The sequence below is a fragment of the Pedobacter sp. UC225_65 genome (assembly GCF_042698365.1).
Taxonomy (GTDB): domain Bacteria; phylum Bacteroidota; class Bacteroidia; order Sphingobacteriales; family Sphingobacteriaceae; genus Pedobacter.
The window spans coordinates 2414630-2435655 of record NZ_CP170550.1; the positions used below are offsets into that span (position 1 = coordinate 2414630).

17 protein-coding genes and 2 pseudogenes are annotated in these 21026 nt (G+C 39.9%); 14 read left to right on the top strand and 5 right to left on the bottom strand.

Translation table 11 applies throughout. The features are described from left to right. Positions 1-25: 25 nt before the first annotated feature. The gene (locus ACFJIZ_RS12695) at positions 26-1621 is read right to left on the bottom strand and encodes a C1 family peptidase (protein WP_379084483.1); all 1596 of its coding nucleotides are present in this window, start codon (positions 1619-1621) and stop codon (positions 26-28) included. Positions 1622-1788: 167 nt separating this feature from the next. Further along, positions 1789-4590, bottom strand: coding sequence for a leucine--tRNA ligase (gene leuS / locus ACFJIZ_RS12700; protein WP_379084486.1), 2802 nt, complete (start codon positions 4588-4590; stop codon positions 1789-1791). 256 nt (positions 4591-4846) lie between these two features. Between leuS and ACFJIZ_RS12705 the strand changes: the two genes are divergently transcribed. The 13 genes and pseudogenes from ACFJIZ_RS12705 to ACFJIZ_RS12765 all read left to right on the top strand — a co-directional run bounded on the left by ACFJIZ_RS12705 (position 4847) and on the right by ACFJIZ_RS12765 (position 16392). Further along, on the top strand, positions 4847-5932 hold the full coding sequence (locus tag ACFJIZ_RS12705) for a PAS domain S-box protein (protein ID WP_379084489.1): 1086 nt from the start codon (positions 4847-4849) through the stop codon (positions 5930-5932). Between the two features lie 364 nt (positions 5933-6296). After that, positions 6297-7175, top strand: a complete 879-nt coding sequence (locus ACFJIZ_RS12710; RefSeq protein WP_379084491.1) for a cell division protein FtsX — start codon at positions 6297-6299, stop codon at positions 7173-7175. Then, positions 7175-7402 carry a DUF3098 domain-containing protein gene (locus ACFJIZ_RS12715; RefSeq protein WP_379084494.1) on the top strand — a complete coding sequence of 76 codons (228 nt, stop codon included), beginning with the start codon at positions 7175-7177 and terminating at the stop codon, positions 7400-7402. Before ACFJIZ_RS12710 ends, ACFJIZ_RS12715 begins: the two co-directional genes overlap by 1 nt. A gap of 6 nt (positions 7403-7408) precedes the next feature. Beyond that, a pseudogene (locus tag ACFJIZ_RS12720) lies at positions 7409-8202 on the top strand (undecaprenyl-diphosphate phosphatase). 33 nt (positions 8203-8235) lie between these two features. Continuing rightward, entirely contained in the window at positions 8236-8955 is a 720-nt protein-coding gene (truB, locus tag ACFJIZ_RS12725) for a tRNA pseudouridine(55) synthase TruB (protein WP_379084497.1), read from the top strand. A gap of 66 nt (positions 8956-9021) precedes the next feature. Continuing rightward, complete coding sequence (locus ACFJIZ_RS12730; RefSeq protein ID WP_379084500.1) at positions 9022-9825, top strand: YitT family protein; 804 nt, start codon at positions 9022-9024, stop codon at positions 9823-9825. Positions 9826-9835: 10 nt separating this feature from the next. Next, positions 9836-10855 carry a bifunctional riboflavin kinase/FAD synthetase gene (locus ACFJIZ_RS12735; RefSeq protein WP_379084503.1) on the top strand — a complete coding sequence of 340 codons (1020 nt, stop codon included), beginning with the start codon at positions 9836-9838 and terminating at the stop codon, positions 10853-10855. A 47-nt stretch (positions 10856-10902) separates the two neighbouring features. Continuing rightward, positions 10903-11268: a hypothetical protein gene (locus ACFJIZ_RS12740; RefSeq protein ID WP_379084506.1), complete on the top strand. Its 366-nt coding sequence runs from the start codon at positions 10903-10905 to the stop codon at positions 11266-11268. Between the two features lie 50 nt (positions 11269-11318). Further along, positions 11319-13216: pseudogene (locus ACFJIZ_RS12745) on the top strand (cation:proton antiporter); the annotation flags it as partial. Positions 13217-13321: 105 nt separating this feature from the next. Further along, the gene (locus ACFJIZ_RS12750) at positions 13322-13537 is read left to right on the top strand and encodes a cation:proton antiporter regulatory subunit (RefSeq protein ID WP_379094024.1); all 216 of its coding nucleotides are present in this window, start codon (positions 13322-13324) and stop codon (positions 13535-13537) included. 250 nt (positions 13538-13787) lie between these two features. Then, positions 13788-14591: a hypothetical protein gene (locus ACFJIZ_RS12755; RefSeq protein WP_379084508.1), complete on the top strand. Its 804-nt coding sequence runs from the start codon at positions 13788-13790 to the stop codon at positions 14589-14591. 47 nt (positions 14592-14638) lie between these two features. Next, complete coding sequence (locus ACFJIZ_RS12760) at positions 14639-15505, top strand: OmpA family protein (RefSeq protein ID WP_379084511.1); 867 nt, start codon at positions 14639-14641, stop codon at positions 15503-15505. A 17-nt stretch (positions 15506-15522) separates the two neighbouring features. Continuing rightward, a complete protein-coding gene (locus ACFJIZ_RS12765) occupies positions 15523-16392 on the top strand; it encodes a vWA domain-containing protein (protein WP_379084514.1) in 870 nt (289 codons plus the stop codon). A gap of 89 nt (positions 16393-16481) precedes the next feature. Here the strand turns inward: ACFJIZ_RS12765 and ACFJIZ_RS12770 are convergent, their stop codons facing one another. From ACFJIZ_RS12770 to uvrA, 3 genes are read right to left on the bottom strand one after another with little or no spacing between them, the layout of a single operon-like run. Continuing rightward, positions 16482-16889 (bottom strand): LysE family transporter, encoded by a 408-nt coding sequence (locus tag ACFJIZ_RS12770; RefSeq protein ID WP_379084517.1) that lies wholly within the window; start codon positions 16887-16889, stop codon positions 16482-16484. Further along, positions 16831-17097, bottom strand: a complete 267-nt coding sequence (locus tag ACFJIZ_RS12775) for a hypothetical protein (protein ID WP_379084520.1) — start codon at positions 17095-17097, stop codon at positions 16831-16833. The genes ACFJIZ_RS12770 and ACFJIZ_RS12775 overlap by 59 nt, the downstream gene beginning before the upstream one ends. Before the next feature lie 56 nt (positions 17098-17153). Then, positions 17154-19955, bottom strand: coding sequence for an excinuclease ABC subunit UvrA (gene uvrA / locus ACFJIZ_RS12780; protein WP_379084523.1), 2802 nt, complete (start codon positions 19953-19955; stop codon positions 17154-17156). 261 nt (positions 19956-20216) lie between these two features. On the opposite strand from uvrA, the gene ACFJIZ_RS12785 reads away from it, so the two are divergent. After that, positions 20217-20804, top strand: a complete 588-nt coding sequence (locus tag ACFJIZ_RS12785) for an RNA polymerase sigma factor (protein ID WP_379084526.1) — start codon at positions 20217-20219, stop codon at positions 20802-20804. The last annotated feature ends 222 nt before the right edge of the window (positions 20805-21026 follow it).

Consider the following 21026-nt stretch of genomic DNA (forward strand, 5'->3'; position numbering starts at 1 on the left):
CGCGTTAAGCCAGATTTTGGATTGATTAATTGTGTTTGATCTCGACCATTAAAGGCACTACACTCCCAGTGGTGGGTTTGCTGTCGTCAACAACAGTCAGGTTTCTGGTAGAATGGCCCTTGGTGCTAAACCCAACTTTATCAGTATTATAGGTAATCTTTGATTTGTCTATCAGTTTATTGCCCAAAACAGTTTTGATTTTTGTACTTAGTGCGCCTTGCATGCTGTTCATCTGGGTGGCGATGGCTTGTGCATCTAATTTTTGTGCAGCATATAGGATCAATAGGTAATCGGTTCCTTTTTGTTCGTCGAGCTGGATCACTTTGCTATCTGATGGAAAGGCGATGGTACTGTTGGCCCCTACGTGGGTAGAAATATTGTCGGCAAAAGGCAGGATCAGGTTGACCTTGCCTGTTAAGTCTGTGGCAAAGGCATAAACATACGCTTCTTGATCGATGTTCATGTAAAACCTAAACTTGGTACCGCTTTGGTATACCCCGTTCATGGTGTAGGCAACCAGGTCTTCTTTTGGTCCTTTTACATCTTCTTCTACCGTTAGATTGCGGGTAGATGTTTTGTTAACTGTCATGTCTGCTCCAGTGTTTAGTTTAAACTCTATACTTCCACTTAAAGCGAAAGTGGCTTCATTAGGTTTAGGTGCAGGTTGTGGTGTTGGACTTGGGCTAGGACTTGGCGTAGGTGCAGGCGTTGGTTTCGGTTTGTTCTCTTCAGGCGCCAAGGTATTGGGATCGGCAAAAACCTGTAGGGCAATGACACAGTAACGTGCAAAGTCGTTGTATTTCATCCACACATAACCCCCATCGGCCCATTGGTTACCCCAACTGTTCAGAATCCTAAAAGCGCCACCAGCCACGTTATCGTCATACCCTACTACGGCCATGGCATGTCCGTTGTGTTTCCAATCTTTGTTCACTTCGGCTGGATCAGATGTCCATATTGGCGATTTGATGCTAAAGAAACTTTCTGGAATATTGAAACCACCGGAAACGGGCGTGCCTTCGGTCAATGCTTTTTTGGTGATATTGATGATATCTTGTGGTTCTTTGTAATAGGCATCTTCTTTCATCATCCCTTTGGCTGCGAACAACATGGCCGCATCTTGGATCTTATAGTTAATGGCTTCTGCTTTTGCAGTACTGGTTAATGGAACACCACATTGGTAGGGAACGGTTCTCATCAATGCTTCTCCACTTTTGATCATGGTAATGATGGCTGTAATGGGATCGGCCCCACTCTGGCAGTCTTTGTCGTTGGCATTTTTGATCTGCTCGTACAAAAATGTTGGCGAGAACGCATATTTATTAATGAGTGCTTTATCTGTAAGGTTATGTGTTTTGGCATAGAGGATGGTAGCGATACCATAACCATTGGCAAAGGCTACACAGGTACCATGGTTGCCTTGGTTGGCTGGCGTTGGACAATATTTCTCAAGACTATAGCTGCTTGGCATAGCTGCAAAACTTCTAAAAGACAGGGTTACTTTTTGTGGCGTGGCCTCAATGGTTGATGCATTAAAAATAGCACCGGTACTGCGTTGTTGTGCGTTTGTTCTTAAGGCTGTAAAACCTAAACACAGCAGGATAAAATATCTGAATCTCATAACTATATATTTATGGTACAATGATATTCGATCTATCAACAGCAGTAAATACCCTCCAATGGGTATATTTTACATTAGTGCTGTCTGTGTGCTTTTCGGGAGGACACAACAAAAAAGCCACTCCTTAAAGAAGTGGCTTTCGTTTTATTTTAAGAGGATCAGTTCCCTTAGATCACAATATTGACGATCTTTCCTTTGACGAAGATCAGTTTTTTAGGTTCTTTACCTTCCAAGTAACCTTTAACCTGCTCGTTGCCTAAAACGGCTTCCCTAACCTGTGCCTCGTCTAAGGCCAAGCTAAGGTTCAGGTTCATCTTCATTTTACCGTTTACCGAAATAGGATAAGCAAATTCGTCTTCTTCTAAATAGGCTGGGTTAAATGTTGGGTAGCTTGCATTTGAAAGATCTGTATTGCCCAACAAAGCCCACAACTCTTCGCAGATATGTGGTGCATAAGGCGAAAGTACCACCACTAAATCTTCTAACACCTGACGGTTTTTACATTTCAGGTCAGTCAGTTCGTTTACCGCAATCATAAAGCTTGATACAGAGGTATTGAAAGAGAAACGCTCCACATCGTCTTGCACTTTTTTGATCATCTTGTGTAAGGCTTTCAATTCTGCTTTGGTAGGGATACTATCGCTTACGCTAAACACCCACTCCTCGTTATGGAACAAACGCCAAAACTTGCGCAAGAATTTAAATACACCTTCAATGCCATTGGTGTTCCAAGGTTTGCTCTGCTCTAATGGGCCCAAAAACATTTCGTACATGCGTAGGGTATCTGCACCGTAGTTCTCGATCAAAACATCTGGGTTAACCACATTGAATTTTGATTTCGACATTTTTTCTACTTCTACCCCGCAAATGTATTTTCCGTTTTCTAAAATGAACTCAGCATTGGCAAATTCTGGTCTGAACAACTTGAATTTTTCGATGTTCAAGACTTCGTTCTCTACAATGTTTACATCAACATGTAATGCCGATGTTTTATACTCTTTTCTTAAACCGTAAGAGACCAAAGTATTGGTTCCTTTACCTTCTGCATCCACCACACGGTATACAAAGTTACTTCTACCTTGGATCATGCCCTGGTTGATCAGTTTTTTAAACGGCTCTTCTTCGTTTACATAACCTAGATCTTTTAAGAACTTGTTCCAGAAACGGCTGTACAACAAGTGTCCAGTAGCATGCTCCGAACCTCCGATATATAAATCCACTGCTTTCCAATAGTCGATGGCATCTTTCGATGCAAACTCGCATCCGTTCTGTGCATCCATGTAACGGTACCAGTACCAGCTACTGCCTGCCCAACCTGGCATGGTAGACAATTCGTATTCGTATTGTTTTTCGTAACTCCAATCGGTAGCCCTACCCAAAGGTGGCTCACCGCTTTCGGTTGGCAGGTATTTATCAATTTCTGGCAACATCAAAGGCAGTTCTTCTTCCTTGATCAAATAAGGCAAGCCGTCTTTAAAGTACACAGGAATAGGTTCGCCCCAATAACGTTGGCGACCGAAAATAGCATCGCGCATACGGTAATTGGTTTTGGCCTTACCTACACCTTCTCTTTCGATCCAATGGTTAAGGTAAGATACGGCTTCTTTATAGCCTAGGTTATTGATGAAATCGGAGTTGATGTATTTCCCTTCTTTGGTAGGGTCTGCTTCTACTTCGAGGTTTTTTTGTGCATCTAAGATCTGGATGATCGGTAAGTTGAAATGTGTAGCAAACAACCAATCACGTTGATCGCCACTTGGCACACCCATTACCGCTCCAGTTCCGTAACCTGCCAACACATAATCTGCAATCCAGATCTGTACCTTTTCGCCATTAACTGGGTTGATTACGTAACTCCCTGTAAATGCCCCAGAAACTGTCTTGGTATCGGCCATGCGATCTAATTCAGATTTCTTTTTAGTTTGCGCAATGTAGTTGTCTATTTCTTGTTGTTGTGCTTCGGTAGTCAATGCCTTCACCAACTCGTGCTCTGGTGCCAATACAATAAACGACACCCCAAAAATGGTATCGATACGCGTTGTGAATACCTCGATGTGACCTGATGTAAGATGGGAAATGGGAGATGTAAGGTCTATCTTAAATCTTACACTTGCACCCACACTTTTACCAATCCAGTTGCGCTGCATCTCTTTTACAGGCTCGGGCCAATCTATGGTGTTTAGGCCTTGTAGCAAACGTTCTGCATAAGCAGAAATCCGCATGCTCCACTGCATCATTTTCTTTTGCTCTACTGGATAACCACCACGCTCAGAGAAACCGTCTTTCACTTCGTCGTTGGCCAAAACAGTTCCCAAAGCTGGGCACCAGTTTACAGTACTTTCTTTGAGATAGGTTAAACGGTATTTTAAAAGTTCGGTCTGTTTCTCTTCTGGGCTAAAGGTAGCCCAATCGCTAGGTAAAAAGCTACGTACATCTTCGTCACACACAGCTTTGATGCCTTCGCTGCCTGCTGCATTGAATTTTTCAATCAAAGTGGTGATGTCTTCTGCTCTGTCTGTTTCGAGGTTATACCAAGAGTTGAACAACTGCATAAAGATCCATTGTGTCCATTTGTAGTAAGATGGTTCACTGGTGCGCACTTCCCTGCTCCAATCGAAAGAGAACCCGATCTGGTCTAACTGACGTCGATAGGTTGCAATGTTGGCTTCGGTGGTAATAGCCGGATGTTGGCCCGTTTGGATGGCATACTGTTCTGCTGGCAAGCCAAAAGAATCGTAGCCCATTGGGTGTAACACATTAAAGCCCTTTAGTCTTTTATATCTAGAAAAAATATCTGATGCAATGTAACCTAGTGGATGCCCCACATGCAAACCAGCACCAGAAGGGTATGGGAACATGTCCAACACATAATATTTAGGTTTGTTAGAATTGGTATCGGCCTTGAAAGTCTGGTTTTCTGCCCAATACTTTTGCCACTTCTGCTCTATCTCTTTAAATTGATAATCCATTGATCTGCTCTTTCTTAAATAGTTTGCGAAAATAAGGAAATTAAGCTTCTGTTTAAAGTTTAATGATGCCTTTAGTTGCAGAATCTTATTTGCGCCAGATACCTTGGCCAATCTGTTAAAATCAGGCTATGTTTTCATATTTTCTTATTCTACTGCCCAAAAAACCGCTATATTCGTTCAGAATTAAAACAATAGCATATTTAAACGGTTATCCCCTTAATAACATTTTAAAGATTCTATTCTATATAGAGCGTTAATGAAGGAAAACCATATCAACCAAAACTATAAACTTGAACCTTTTTTTGAGCTTTCTCCAGATTTGTTGATCATTGCTGGTTACGATGGCTATTTCAGAAAGATCAATCCGGCAGTTTGTAAGGTATTGGGTTATACTGAAGAAGAGCTTTTTGCCAGACCAATCCGCGATTTCATCTATCAGGACGATAAAGAAATTACAGCCAAAAGAAGGGCAAACCTGACCAAGAACAATCCACTGTTGAATTTCGAGAACCGTTACCTTACCAAAACTGGAGAGATTGTTTGGTTATCATGGACGTCTATTCCGCTTGACCGCGAAAAGCTGGTCTATGCCATTGCCAAGAACATTACCCATAAAAAGATGTTGGAAGAACAACGTAACTTGTTGTTGACCAACCTGACCAAGGTAAACAAAGACCTAAAGCAGTTTACCTATATTACAGCCCACGACCTAAGGTCACCGGTAAACAATCTGCTTTCTATTTTCAGTTTGCTGGATGTAAGCAAGATACAGGACAAACAAACCAATGGCTTTATCGATAAACTAAAATCGGCCACCAAGAGCCTAAAGGAAACCTTAAACAACTATGTTGATATCCTGATCAAAAACGACAGGTTGAACCTACCTATTGAAGAGCTCCGTTTTGAGGACACGCTAAAATCGGTACAACAAAGCATTGGTGCTTTGATCGATAGTTCGAAAGTTACGTTTGTTGCTGATTTTTCGGAGGTTGAAAGTATTCCATTCAATAAGTCTTACCTGGAAAGTATCTTTTTAAATCTCATTACCAATTCTATCAAATATTCGAAACCAGACCAATTACCGGCCATTGTAATTTCTACCAGAAGAGAAGACAACGCTTGTCAATTGATTTTTTCTGACAACGGCTTGGGCCTTGATGTAGAACAGTTTAAGCACAAGGTATTTGGGCTTAACCAAAGGTTTCATCAAGAAACAGATAGCAAAGGGATTGGGCTTTATTTGATCTATAACCACATCACCAATTTGGGTGGTAAAATAGAAGTGGTAAGTAAGGTTAACGAAGGAGCTACTTTTATTATCACGTTTAAAGGACAGGAATAAGAGCAGGTTTTGATGAGTCATACTTAAAACACCATAAACCTATGTGAACGATGTTCCTATGTGTTTTTTAGCAGGTAAGGCTTACCATCTTAGAAACCTAAGGTATCTTAGGTGGTTACAGCTTTTAGAAAACCTATATGAAGTATCTCCCAATGCTGTCAATCAATGAGTGCAAATGAATTGAACTATGATGAACCAGTCCAGAATGTTAAATATCGTTAAATATCAACCTCAAAAAGCAATATAATGACCGGCTATTGTTAAATTAGTATGGTTTTTATTTGAGCTTCTGCAAACAAAAGCCAATTTTAAATATACATTTTACTTATCTTTCTTTATTTTCGCAAAACAAAAACATAAATACATGGAAGAATTCGAAGTAAGCGAGGCATCTAAGAAAACCAAAACCATTTATATTTCTACCATCTTTAGCATTGCCTTGGTATTGCTGATGTTGGGCATGTTGGGACTGATTTTGGTCCACGCTAAAAATCTATCCAATTATGTTAAAGAAAATATTGTTTTGAACATTATTGTAGATGAAGGCGCTAAAGAAACCGATATCTTGGCCTTTCAGAAAGAACTCAACAGTAACGCTGCCATTAAGCAGACACAATATGTAAACAAAGAAGTTGCGCAGCACAACCTGACCAAAGACCTTGGTGAGGATTTTGTGAACTTTTTAGGTTACAATCCACTCCTTTCTACCATTGATGTATACATGAAAGCAGATTATGCCAACAACCAGAACATTGATGCCTTGAAAAAGAATATCGAAAAAAACCCGATCGTAAAGGAAGTAGTTTACCAAAGTTCATTGATTGACATGGTGAACAAAAACATCAATACCATTGGTTTGATCGTATTGGGCTTTGCAATTATCTTATTGGTGATCGCTGTGGCATTGATCAACAATACCATTCGCCTGGCCATCTTCTCGCAACGCTTTTTGATCAAAAGCATGCAATTGGTTGGTGCAACAAAGAACTTTATCAGAAAGCCATTTATTTTAGTGGCTGCCCTGCACGGATTAATTGCCTCATTTATTGCGATCATCATTTTATTGGGCCTTTTGTATTATGCACAGAAAGAAATTCCAGAGATCTTGATCCTTAGAAACTATACCGAATTTGGTTTTGTACTGATCGGCATGGTTGCTGTTGGCATATTCATTACCTCGATGAGCACCATGTTTGCAGTAAGCAGATATTTACGTTTAAAAATTTACGACCTTTATAGATAATGGCACACAAACAAGCAGCTCCTGTAAAACAGGAACAAAAAACAGAACTGGTTTTTACCAAAAAGAACTATCAATTGTTATTGATCAGCATTGCAATTGTTATCATTGGCTTTATCTTGATGATCGGTACAACCGGCGACATCTATGATGTAAGAAGAACTTTGATCGCTCCAATGGTGGTATTGTTCGGTTTTGGTTTTGGCATCTACGCCGTACTCAAGAAATAGACCTACATGAGTTTTTTACAAGCCTTGATCCTTGCAATTATCGAAGGATTAACTGAGTTTTTACCTGTTTCGTCTACGGGGCACATGATGATTGGCTCTTCGATCATGGGCATTGCTTCCGATCCTTTTGTAAAACTGTTTACCATCTGCATTCAATTGGGCGCTATTCTATCTGTAGTGGTCCTTTATTTCAAAAGATTTTTCAAAAGCATCAACTTTTATATCAAACTTTTTATTGCCTTTATTCCCGCAGCGGTTTTTGGCTTTTTGTTAAGCGATAAGATTGACCAGATGTTAGAAAGTCCGCTTACCGTGGGTATTTCTTTAGTAGTCGGGGGTGTGATTTTATTATTTGTAGACAATTGGTTTAACCAACCTACCATTAATGAAGAAGAAGAAGTAAATTACCTAACGGCGCTAAAAATTGGTTTCTTCCAATGTTTGGCCATGATCCTGGGGTTTCCCGTTCTGGCGCCAGTATTGTTGGCGGAATGAGCCAAAAACTGAGCAGAAAGGTTGCCGCAGAGTTTTCTTTCTTTTTGGCGGTTCCGACCATGTTTGCCGCTACTGGCAAAAAACTGTTGGATTTTTACAAAGAAGGACATACCATTACTACTGATCAAATGCAAGTATTGGCTTTTGGAAACATAGTGGCATTTATCATTGCCTTATTGGCCATCAAAAGTTTTATCGGTTACCTGAACAAAAATGGCTTTAAGATTTTTGGCTGGTACAGAATTGTAGTGGGTGTGATCATTATTGCATTGATTTTATCTGGACACGAACTGTCTATCATTTAAAGCCGTACCTTTGCATAAATTTAATTTAAGCTTTTGGATAACGAAAACCCACAATTCCCTGATTTTAATTTTGCCCAAGGCGAACTGCTACTGATCAACAAGCCCTACAAATGGACTTCTTTTGATGTGGTTGGCAAAATCAGGAATTCGCTAAAACCATTAAAACTAAAGGTTGGTCATGCTGGCACTTTAAGTCCTCTGGCCACTGGCCTATTGATCATTTGCACAGGTAAACTGACCAAACAGATCGATACTTTTCAGGCAGAAGAGAAAGAATATACCGGCACCATGATTTTAGGGGCTACTACCCCTTCTTTTGATATGGAAACTGCCATTGACAACGAATTTCCAATCGAAGGCATTACCGAAGAAGCCATCTATGCGGCAACAACTCCTTTTAAGGGAGACATTGCACAATACCCACCGGCACACTCTGCCGTAAAAGTGAATGGAGAAAGATTGTATGTAAAGGCCCGTTTAGGTGAAGAGGTAGAACTGCGTCAACGTTTTGTAACGGTAAGTGAGTTTGAGATCACTAGGATTGCCCTGCCAGAAATAGATTTCAGAATCGTTTGTAGCAAAGGCACTTATATCCGTTCGCTGGTTTCTGACTTTGGCAAACAACTGAACAATGGGGCTTATCTCTCCAAACTCACACGAACCAGAAGCGGTAATTTTTTACTGGCCAATGCATTTGAAGTAGCTGATCTGGTTCAGTATCTTCGCAGTAAGAAAGAGGAAACTAACGGATAAAGGTTTTATGCAAAACAAGGTACAAAAACAAAATCTGCAGCGGCTAAAGGAAGTCGCATTGATTGTATGCGGAGTAATTTCGGCCTGTTTTGGACTGAAAAGTTTTTTGACCCCAACCATTTTATAGATGGAGGCGTAACCGGTATTTCGCTATTGGTAAGTACTTTAACCAAATGGAACTTGTCTTACCTGATCGTTTTGATCAATATCCCTTTTGTAATTTTAGGTTACAAGCAGATTGGTAAAGGTTTTGCCATTAAAACATCTATTGCCATTATCGCCCTCTCTTTGGCACTGGTTTTTATTCCATTTGTACCCATCACACACGAGAAATTGTTGATCGCTTTTTTTGGTGGTTTCTTTTTGGGTGGTGGTATTGGTCTGGCTATGCGTGGTGGTTGCGTAATTGATGGTACTGAGGTATTGGCTTTGTACATTAGTAGAAGAAGCCAGCTCACTGTTGGTAACATCATCCTGATCTTAAACATCATTATCTTCGCCTTTGCGGCTTATTTCATCAATATAGACACCGCTTTGTATGCCATTTTAACTTACCTATCGGCTTCTAATACCATCGATTTTATTGTTAACGGATTGGAAGCTTATACAGGTGTAACCATTATTTCGGATAAGAATGAAGAGATTAAACATTTCATCATTTCTGATATGAAAAGAGGAGTTACCATTTACAAGGGTGAAGGTGGTTATTTAGAGAAAAAAGACATAGACATTATTTATACAGTGGTAACCAAGCTCGAAATGAGCAAGCTACAAACTGAGGTTAGACACATCGACCCTGATGCGTTTGTGGTACAACAACAAATTGCAGACATCAAGGGTGGGGTTGTAAAACGCCAGGCTTTCCATTAATACGATTATTTTGAAAATATATAACCAGCTTTCTGATTTTAAAAAACTAGACAATGCCGTTGTTACAATCGGCACTTTTGATGGCGTACATTATGGTCACCAAAAAATTGTCAAACGCCTTTGCGAGTTGGCCAAGTCTTCAGGAGGCGAAAGTGTAATCCTTACCTTTTTCCCGCACCCGCGGATCATGATCGATCCTGAAAACCAAGACCTGAAACTGATCAACACCATCAAGGAGAAAGCAGAAATCTTAGCTGACTTAGGGGTTGACCATTTGATCATTACGCCTTTTACCAGAGATTTTTCTAACCTCAGCCCTGCCGAATACATCCAAAATATATTGGTTGATACCATTGGCACCAAACAGATCATTGTTGGCTACGACCATCGCTTTGGTAAGGATAGAAAAGGTGGCATGACAGAATTGGAAGCTTTTTCGAAAATATACAACTATAGCATTGAAGAGATACCTGAACAGGACATTAATGATGTAGCTGTAAGTTCTACCAAAATTCGCAAAGCGCTGTTAGATGGTGATGTTGCTTTGGCTGCTACCTATTTGGGCTATCATTTTGCCATCAATGGGCCGGTAATTAAAGGCGATAAAATTGGACGTACCATCGGATTTCCCACTGCCAACATCTTTGTAGAAGAAACCTATAAACTCATTCCAAGTGACGGGATTTATGCGGTAACGATTGAGATGATGGAAGAAAAGTCCGAAGTCGAGAGTCAGGAGTCGGGAGTAGAATCTAGCTCAAGACTAAGGACTAAAGACTCCAGACTTAACCTATATAGAGGCATGGCCTACATTGGGCAGCGACCAACCATCAATGGGATGACGCGTAATATAGAAGTAAATATTTTTGATTTCAACCGGGAGATCTATGGTCAGCACATCAAAATGAATTTCTTGAAATTCTTGCGTCACGATGTAAAATTTACTGGTTTAGAGACCTTAACGCAGCAATTACACCAAGACAAGCTTGACACTTTAGCTTTCTTTAAAAGCAATGAAGAATTGAAATAGTGCCTTAAATGGTGTAAAAACCAATTATTTTTATTATTTTTAAAGCAATGAGGTTTTTTATTGCTTTTTTATTGTTGGTCTGTTTGTATTTCCCTAGCGCATCTGCCCTAGAGAACCCTACTATTTCAGTTCCACAAAAATCCATCAAGAAACCTGCACCAATTTTAGACAAGGTAAATACTCTTGCCAAAAAAGTCAATCATTCTTTAAGTAAAGAACCTTTTTCAGACCAACTTGAACGGATCTATCAAACGGTAAACAACCAAAACCTAGCCCATGTGGTTGGTTTGATGCAACGTGTGGTAACCTATCTGTTTACAAGCGTTTTGATGGTCTATTTTTTTAAAAGCACAAGTAATTATAGCTATCAGTTTATTTTCAACTGCCTGTTTCCGAAGCATACTTTTTGGTAATCGTTTTTGCATATCCGCAATAACCATTATTTAACAAAAAAATATTCTTTATGATCCACTTACCAGTATTGATCGCCGATTTAGGTCTTATACTTGCCGCAGCGGGAGTAACTACACTCCTATTTAAAAAAATTAAACAACCTTTAGTACTTGGCTATATTTTAGCCGGGGTTTTGGTAGGCCCCTACATCGATTTTATGCCTACCGTTACCGACCATAAAAGCATTACCATTTGGGCCGAAATTGGCGTTATCTTTTTACTCTTTAGCCTAGGGCTCGAATTCAGTTTTAAAAAACTGGTCAAGGTTGGGGGCTCTGCTTCTATTACCGCCATAGTTGAAGTAGTATTTATGTTATTGATCGGTTTCGCCGTTGGAAAAATGTTGGGATGGAGCACCATGGACAGCATTTTTTTAGGAGGAATCTTATCTGTATCGTCTACTACCATCATCATTAGAGCATTTGAAGAGCTTGGTGTAAAACACAAGAAATTTGCTGGGTTGGTATTTGGCGTACTGATCGTTGAAGACCTTGTAGCCATCTTACTACTCGTTTTATTATCTACGTTGGCTGTTAGTCAGCAGTTTGCGGGTAGCGAAATGTTGATCTTATCCTTAAACTGGCTTTCTTCTTGGTGCTTTGGTTTTTAGGTGGTATCTTTTTGATTCCTACTTTTTTAAAGGCCACCAAAAAGCTGATGAACGATGAAACCATGCTGATCGTTTCTTTGGCCCTATGTTTAGTAATGGTATTGTTAGCGGTTAAGGTTGGGTTTTCTCCTGCTTTGGGTGCATTTATCATGGGTTCTATTTTAGCAGAGACCACACAGGCCGAAAAGATAGAGCATTTAACCAAATCAGTAAAAGACCTATTTGCGGCGATCTTCTTTGTTTCAGTAGGGATGTTGATCGATCCAAGCATTTTATTAGAGTATGCTCTACCAATAGTAGTGGTAACATTAGCTACTGTTTTAGGCAAATTGCTGAGTTCTACGCTAGGTGCGCTCTTGTCTGGACAACCGCTTAAAACATCGGTACAAACAGGTATGAGCTTGGCCCAGATTGGGGAGTTTTCTTTTATCATTGCCACCTTAGGTCTAACCTTAAAAGTAACCAGCGACTTTCTATATCCTATTGCCGTGGCAGCTTCGGCCATTACCACTTTTACTACACCCTATTTGATTAAGGTATCAGAACCATTTTATAATTTCTTGGCCAGGGTATTGCCTCAAAAATGGTTAGATGCCATTAGCAGATACAGTTCCAGTACGCAAGGTATTACCACCTTTAGCGATTGGAAGATCTTATTGCGTGCTTACGCCTTCAACACCATCATCCATGGGGTAATATTGGTAGGTATCGTTCTGCTTTCGTCAAGATATCTACAGCCTTTTGTAAGTGAACATCTGTTAAATGGGAACAACGGAATTGTGGTCAGCTTGATCATTGCCCTGATTTTTATGATTCCTTTTTTATGGGCCTTGGCCATCAGAAGGATAGAAAGAAAAGCTTATTCTCACCTTTGGTTGAATAAAAAATATACCCGTGGCCCTTTAGTGGCCTTAGAGCTTTTGCGTATTGCTTTGGCTATTTTCTTTGTAGGTTTCTTAATTGTACAATTCTACAATACTTGGGTCGCCGTTTCTATTGCCTTGGGCTTGATCATTGTTGGAATGATCGTATTCTCCAGAAAGCTACAGAGTTTTTACGAGCGTATGGAAAACCGCTTTTTACATAACCTCAATGCCCGTGAAGAAGCCAACAGACAACCCGAAATCTTGCCATGGGATAGCCATTTGCTGGAATTAACGGTTGCACCAGAATCAACTTTAGTGGGACAAACTTTAGTAGATCTGGCAGTTAGGGAAAAGTACGGGATCAACATTGCTTTGATCGAAAGAGGTAAGATCATGATCCCCACGCCAAATAGAGAGGAAAGACTTTACCCTAATGATAAAGTTTTGGTAATTGGTACAGATGATCAACTGGCCGCAGTAAAGCCACTTTTTGAAGGTTTTATAGAGGAAAGTGAAAGTAACTTCCCTAAACAGGACATGTCATTGCAAAAAGTGATCATCAACAGCAAATCTCCAGTATTTGGGCAAAGTATCCGAAGCTCTGGCATCAGAGAAAAAACCCAAGGATTGGTTGTAGGTATAGAACGCAATGGCCAACGGATCCTGAACCCTGATTCTAATCTGGTATTCGAAAACGAGGATATTGTATGGATCGTAGGTAACAATAAACGGATACCCGATTTGTTGAAATAAATCTAAAATTGTCATGCTGAGATCGGGGAGGTTTTGAATTGCAATTCTTCACTAGGCTCAGCATGATAAAATACCAACAACTGTATTTCCCTAATACCGTCTTTACGTTTCCGCGGCCATACCTTCGCATTTTCCTACCACAATGTTTTATAATGCCCCATTGTAATTAAAATCGACAAAGGGGGTAACAATTTTTAATGGTGATTGATATATCTAAAAAAAGGAATACTCACCATTAAAACATTGCATTATGAAAACACTTAAACTAATGATGTTCCTGCTGATAGGATTATCAATTCAATTTGCCAAAGCACAGGCTGTAAAAGAGCCTGCTAGTGCAAACTGGCACTTTTCGCCAAGGGTTGGTTACGACCTCCCAAAATACCGTAACAACCAGCCTTACATCGATTACAAAGGAGGCATGGACTTAGGATTATCTGTAGACCATTATTGGAAATGGTTTGGATTAGGAATAGACCTCGATTACATCAAAAACAAACCAAAAAGCGTCTACCCTACCGACAATCTATTCAATTCGTTATCTGCACCACTCAATAGTTTTTCTATTGTAGAAAATTCCATCACCAGAACTTTTGCAGGTATCGGTCCAGATTTCAGGTATGAAAACAAAACTGGAAAATTTGCTGCAGAACTGAATACCAGGGTTGGATTGGCCTACATTAAAGGTGGGAGAACAGAATTACGCGAGACGGTAACACCACTTAACCAATTGCTTAATTTCCATGCGGGATATGATGTAAAAAACCTGCTCTCGGCAAAAGCACAATTAAAAGCCAATTACTTTTTTAACGATTACCTGGGCGTAAATGTGGGTGCCTATTACCTACAACATTTTAATGCGCCCGAAATGGTTGACCCTGCTTTAAATGTATCGGCAAGTTACCAACCATTTAGAACTAGCGGCACTAGCAACACCTACAATGGCTTAAGGGTAGACAGGGTAAAACCATGCAACTGTGATATTGCATCTGTTGGTGTTTTTGCAGGTGTTGTGGTAAGGATCCTAAATCGAAAGCACAACCAGCCAAAGTAAACTATACCTTAAAGATTACCGCAAAAGATAAATATACCCATGAGCTATTGCCAGAAACTGAGGTACAGATCAAAAACAATGTGGGTGCGGTTAGCTACAGCGGCATTACCAATGCGGCAGGTGTGGTTGTTTTTGAAAATGTGAGCCCAGAAGATTATGTGGCTTACGGCAAATTGTACGACACGCCTTTAGACCCAGCCGGAGTTGCCAAAGCTGAATTTAAAAACCAAGGTGTGGTACACAAAGAAATACTCTATAGCAATAGAAACTTCATCATCAGAGGAAAAATATTTGCCTGCAATACTGCCAACCCACTTTCTTTAACCAGTGTAATCTTAGAAAACACAGAAAAAGCTTTTAAGAAAACTTCGATTACCGATGCACAGGGAAGTTTTGTATTTCAACTCAATGAAATTGGCCAATACACCTTATACGGCAAAAAAGACAATTACTTTTCACAATACGAAGAAATCACAACGTCTAATTATGACCGTTCTAAAAACCTATTCATCAAATTGGAAATGTGTGCCGAACTGATCGATTGTGACAAGGCCATCAGATTGAATAACATCTTGTTCGACCTTGATAAATATTTCATCAAAGAATCTGCAAAACCAGAGTTGAACAGATTGGTGCGCTTTATGAAAGACAATCCAACTGTAAGGGTAGAATTGAGCTCGCATACCGATTCTCGTGCCTCGCATGAGTATAATATGACCTTATCTCAAAACCGTGCCAATGCCTCTGTTGATTACATCGTATCGCAAGGAATTTCAAGAGATAGAATCATAGCCAAAGGTTATGGTGAAACAAAACTCTTAAACGAATGTGCTGATAATGTAAACTGTACCGAGGCACAGCATGCGATCAACCGCAGAACCGAAATGAAAGTAATTTGTAACGATAAAAAATAATTAAGGAGACCATCATCATGAAAACGATAACAATAATCAAAAATGGTATTTATAGCAATATCATTAGCCCCAAATCAAAATACCTGATCATCCTACTCATGCTATTGCTTACACAAAACTCTTGTAAAAAAAGCACTTGTGAGTTTGATGACAATACTCTCCCACCTGCTTGTACCAAAGGAATGGACGTTGTATTTGTAATTGACTATACAGGAAGTATGGGCGGAGCGATCGACAACATCAAAAGTTCTATCAGCAATATTGTGAACACCATCGTTACCAAATCTGCTGGCGATTATAGATTGGCCCTGACTATTTTTGATGAGAACGCAAAAGGTGGAGCACCTGCCTATGCCGGTCAATTACCATATACCAGTTTACCTGCTGCAAACAAATTGGTGATTACTTCTGGTCCGACAACAAACCAATACCTCACCGTGATGGAGAATTTTGGGTATGCCAACAACACTACGTTTGCAACCCAACTTGCAAAGTTAAATGGCGCGATGTCTCTTGGTAATGGCAATGGTTTTGCAGAGCCTGGCGATCTACTGATCGACAAGCTGATCAACTCATCGTTTGCCGGGGCTTGGCGACCAAACATCACCAAACTGGTAATCCTGATTACCGATGCGCCTGCTAGTGGCGACGATGATATGAATACTGCAGCTGACGATACCTTTTTAACAACACTTGCTACCAATGCCAACTCGGCTGGTGTACAATGTATCTTGATTTCATCGCAGGCCACCACCAATTACGAAACAAAATTGATCGACAATAATACTGGTGGATTAAAACTGATGTCGGCAAACTTTGCAAACATCTCGCCCGACATCATTAAGATGATCAATAACCTTTGCCAAAACAATAGTCAAAATAAATAGGCAATAAATGAGTACTTAACAATGATTGACCCTCTGTTTCTGAAAAGAGACAGGGGTTTTTAAGGTTTGGACTGATTGCTATTTAAAAATTAGCCTAAATACACCAATGTTTGTTTGATGATCAGGTACAAAGCCAGTATCCATAAAAATATGGCGATGGATTTATTGACCAAAAGACTACTCAACGCAAATTTCTCTTGAATATATTTGGCAAAATGGGCATAACCATAAAGTGCAACTGCCGAACCTATCCCAGAACCGAAACTGAAGATCACCAGCGAAAGGTAATCTGTATGAATCCACTCGTGAAGAATGACATAGTTACCAAAAAACAACCAGAATGGAATTTGTACCGGATTTAAAACACCCAATAACATCCCATAAAAAACACTTCCTTTTCTACTTCTATTGTCTTCGGCCTTGGTTTTAGGTACTTTTTTACGATTGATCCAAGTAATGGTACCCATTACAATGAACAACAAGATCGATAAAGGCATCCACATAGGTACCTAATCTTACTTCACTGATATTGGCATCAAGGTTTACATCGCTCGATACCCAACGGGCAAAGCGCATCATCCCAAATGTAAAAAAGACTTCTACACAAGAGAAAGACAAAATAAAGTACAATGCCTGACGCATCCCTTTGTTAATGGTCAGTTGTGCCACGGTAAGGTTGATATTCCCCGGGGGAATATATCCCATGGCATTTAATAGGATGCCTATGATTAAGGTTAGGAAGAGCATACGACGCTAAGTTACTATTTCAAATGTGCTTTTAAAAATTGACCTGTATAAGATTCCTTAGCTTTGAGCAAATCTTCTGGTTTGCCTTCAAAAACTACATGCCCGCCTTTATCTCCACCCTCTGGTCCAATATCGATTACCCAATCGGCACATTTGATCATGTCCATATTGTGTTCGATCACCAAAATGGTGTTTCCTTGTTCAATTAATGTATTTAATGCTTTTAATAATTTTTTGATGTCATGAAAGTGCAGACCCGTTGTTGGCTCATCGAAAATGAACATCGTTTTTTGGGCGTTATTGCCTTTAATTAAAAAAGATGCCAACTTGATCCGCTGTGCCTCACCTCCAGATAATGTATTTGACGATTGTCCCAGATGTACATAACCTAAACCTACATCCAACAGAGGATTCAGTTTCTGTAAGACTTTCGGTTCTTTTGCAAAAAACTCAACCGCTTCCTCTATCGTCAGGTCTAAAATATCAGCTACGTTCTTATCCTGATAGGTAATATCTAAAACCTGTTGTTTAAATCTTCTTCCACCACAAGTTTCGCAAGGCAGGTAAATATCTGCCATAAACTGCATCTCTATCTTCACCTCTCCCTCACCTTGGCAAACATCGCAACGCCCACCCTCTACGTTGAAAGAGAATGCTGCAGGTTTTAATCCACTTGCTTTTGCAGCTGGCAAAGCCGAAAACAAGGCCCTTACATCGTCCCAAGCTTTTACATAGGTTACCGGATTGGAGCGCGAAGAACGGCCGATCGGATTTTGATCTACCATTTCAACCTGGCTTACCAGATCTATATTCCCAAAAATACCATCATAACTACCCGTTTGTTCGCCTGCATAATTACCGATGGCTTTTTGCAATGCCGGATATAATATCTTTTTGACCAAGCTCGTTTTACCAGAGCCTGAAACGCCACTCACACAAGTAAAAACTCCCAAAGGGAATTTCACATCTATGTTTTTAAGGTTATTCTCCCTGGCGCCTTTGATCAAAATGTGGTCTCTCCACTCTCTTCTTTTTGTAGGAACGGCAATTTCTTCCTTCCCTGCCAAATAACGACCTGTTAAAGAGTTTTTATCTTTGATCATCTCTTCGTAAGTACCACTGAACACCAAGTTTCCACCATGTGTACCAGCTTCCGGACCAATATCAATGATATGGTCAGCAGCCTTCATCATCTCTTCCTCATGTTCTACCACCAGAACCGTATTGCCTACATTTCTCAATGATTGTAATACCTCAATCAATTTATGGGTATCACGCGGATGCAATCCAATACTTGGCTCATCTAATACATAAACCGAACCCACCAAGCTACTGCCCAAAGATGTAGCCAGATTGATCCTTTGGCTCTCCCCACCCGACAAGGTATTAGACAAACGGTTTAGGGTCAGATAACCTAAGCCCACATTGTTTAAATATAAAACCCTATTGGTGATCTCGGCCAATAAACGTTTGGCAATTTTGGTTTCTGTTTCAGACAGTTCCAGTTGTTCAAAAAATGGAAGGATGGTAGACAATGGCATCAACACCATATCCAAGATCGACTTGCCATTGATCTTTACAAAGGAAGCATCTTTGCGCAAGCGCGTACCCTTACAATCTGGACAAACTGTTTTACCACGATAGCGCGAAAGCATTACACGGTATTGGATCTTGTAGGTCTGCTCTTCCAATTCTTTAAAGAACTCGTCAAGTCCGGCAAAATACTGGTTACCTGTCCAGATCAAACGCTGTTGTACTTCTGTCAGTTCACTATAAGAACGGTGAATCGGAAAATCGAATTTATCGGCATTTTTGATGAACTTCTTTAACCAATCGCCCATCTTTTCGCCACGCCAAGGTGCAATGGCATTATCGTATATACTTTTGCTCTTATCAGGAATAACCAGATCTTCGTCAATACCAATCACATTGCCATAACCTTCGCAACGTTTACAGGCGCCATAAGGATTATTAAAACTGAAAAAGTTTGGTGTAGGTTCTTCGAATTTCAGTCCATCCAATTCAAAACGATCGCAGAAGAAGGTCTGTTTACCCTCATGCTCTACAAAACAATCGCCTTTGCCTTCAAAAAATGCCGTTTGTACCGAATCTGCAATGCGGCTTAAAGTCTCTTCCTCATCATTCACCACAATACGGTCTATCAATATCCTGATTGTGGTGGTATCTGCCAGCTCTATATCTTTAATTGATTGATCCTCTAAAATGTCTTCAATTTTTGTAATGACATTATTAAAGTATACGCGCAAAAAACCCTTTTGTAAAAGTACCGCCAGTTCTTCCTTAATGCTTCTATTGTTATGCGGGTGCAATGGACAGAATATCGTAACTACGCTATCCGTACCCAAACCCATGATAAAATCTACCACGGTGGTTACCGTGTCTTTTTTAACCACCGCACCAGAAACTGGGGAATAGGTCAACCCAATCCTAGAGAACAATAATTTGAGGTAATCGTAGATCTCTGTCGAAGTACCCACTGTAGAGCGTGGATTGGAAGTGATTACTTTTTGCTCAATTGCAATGGCCGGAGCAATCCCTTTGATATAATCTACATCAGGTTTATTCATCCTGCCCATAAACTGACGGGCATAGGCCGATAGACTTTCGACGTAACGGCGCTGTCCTTCTGCATATAAGGTATCAAAAGCCAAAGAAGATTTTCCTGAGCCAGACATTCCGGTAATCACTACCAGTTTATTTTTGGGAATAGCTACATCAATGTTTTTAAGATTGTGTACCCTTGCCCCTTTTATGATGATATTTTGATGTGGATCTTTCTCTATTTCCTTGCTCATGTACCGCTTGCTAGAATATGGCTAATATACCCCAAAATTACAATTTTGGTTTCAACCAGCTCAAAAATAAGATGGGTTTTATAAAATTTTACATTTTTTAACATATTTTTTATTGGATTATCAAAAAAAAATCCGTCATTTGGATTTAGAACTCACACAAGTTTAGAAACCAACATCTTAAAAATAGGAGAACAGCTATAGATTAAAACAGCTACTTATTTATTATTTAATAAAAAAAGAGATTTTAATATACGCACTCCTATGAACATACAACAGCATAGTGATCAGGATTTGGTGAAGTTATACCTGAACGGAGACGAATCTGTTTTAGAAGAATTACTGAGAAGACACAAATCAAAAATCTATACCTCCATTTACTTATTGGTAAAAGACCAATATCTTGCCGAAGATATCTTTCAAGATGCTTTTATCAAGGTAATCAAGACCTTACGTAGCGGCCGATACAACGAAGAAGGTAAGTTTTTACCTTGGGTAATGCGTATTGCGCATAACTTGGTGATCGATTATTTCCGCAAGGAGAAACGCGCACCAGTGATTACCAGTGCCGATGGCACCGATGTATTGAACCTTTTGCAGATCCATGAGGAAAGTGCCGAAGAAAGGATGTTGAGAGAACAGACCCATGTAGACCTACGTCTGATGATCCAATTGTTGCCCGACGAACAAAAAGAGGTGTTGATCATGCGCCATTATGCAGACTTGAGCTTTAAGGAAATTGCAGACCTGACCGATGTGAGCATCAATACCGCATTGGGCCGTATGCGTTATGCCTTAAGTAACCTGCGCAAAATGATGAAGATCAAAGAGGTCTCTCAACGAAATTCATAATTCCCAGCCGGAGTTACCACTAAGGCTGGATTAAGATTCAAGAATTTTCGATTGGATCTACAAACTTCATACGCCTATTTTTATTGAAAATTATTGATTTGGCATTTTTATTTTAAATAAAATTTAAAAATTTAAAGCGCCAACACCACCTCTAAATGCAATTTTCAAAAATTATAAATTACTAACCATTTAGTTTAAAGAATTTAATTTGGTTAACACATT

What these genes read in the sequence shown, in the direction of transcription:
- ACFJIZ_RS12695 (WP_379084483.1), bottom strand. Translation starts at nt 1,621, where the DNA reads ATGAGATTCAGATATTTTATCCTGCTGTGTTTAGGTTTTACAGCCTTA.
- leuS (WP_379084486.1), bottom strand. Translation starts at nt 4,590, where the DNA reads ATGGATTATCAATTTAAAGAGATAGAGCAGAAGTGGCAAAAGTATTGG.
- ACFJIZ_RS12705 (WP_379084489.1), top strand. Translation starts at nt 4,847, where the DNA reads ATGAAGGAAAACCATATCAACCAAAACTATAAACTTGAACCTTTTTTT.
- ACFJIZ_RS12710 (WP_379084491.1), top strand. Translation starts at nt 6,297, where the DNA reads ATGGAAGAATTCGAAGTAAGCGAGGCATCTAAGAAAACCAAAACCATT.
- ACFJIZ_RS12715 (WP_379084494.1), top strand. Translation starts at nt 7,175, where the DNA reads ATGGCACACAAACAAGCAGCTCCTGTAAAACAGGAACAAAAAACAGAA.
- ACFJIZ_RS12730 (WP_379084500.1), top strand. Translation starts at nt 9,022, where the DNA reads ATGCGGAGTAATTTCGGCCTGTTTTGGACTGAAAAGTTTTTTGACCCC.
- ACFJIZ_RS12740 (WP_379084506.1), top strand. Translation starts at nt 10,903, where the DNA reads ATGAGGTTTTTTATTGCTTTTTTATTGTTGGTCTGTTTGTATTTCCCT.
- ACFJIZ_RS12750 (WP_379094024.1), top strand. Translation starts at nt 13,322, where the DNA reads ATGTCATTGCAAAAAGTGATCATCAACAGCAAATCTCCAGTATTTGGG.
- ACFJIZ_RS12755 (WP_379084508.1), top strand. Translation starts at nt 13,788, where the DNA reads ATGAAAACACTTAAACTAATGATGTTCCTGCTGATAGGATTATCAATT.
- ACFJIZ_RS12765 (WP_379084514.1), top strand. Translation starts at nt 15,523, where the DNA reads ATGAAAACGATAACAATAATCAAAAATGGTATTTATAGCAATATCATT.
- ACFJIZ_RS12770 (WP_379084517.1), bottom strand. Translation starts at nt 16,889, where the DNA reads ATGCCTTTATCGATCTTGTTGTTCATTGTAATGGGTACCATTACTTGG.
- ACFJIZ_RS12775 (WP_379084520.1), bottom strand. Translation starts at nt 17,097, where the DNA reads ATGGGATATATTCCCCCGGGGAATATCAACCTTACCGTGGCACAACTG.
- uvrA (WP_379084523.1), bottom strand. Translation starts at nt 19,955, where the DNA reads ATGAGCAAGGAAATAGAGAAAGATCCACATCAAAATATCATCATAAAA.
- ACFJIZ_RS12785 (WP_379084526.1), top strand. Translation starts at nt 20,217, where the DNA reads ATGAACATACAACAGCATAGTGATCAGGATTTGGTGAAGTTATACCTG.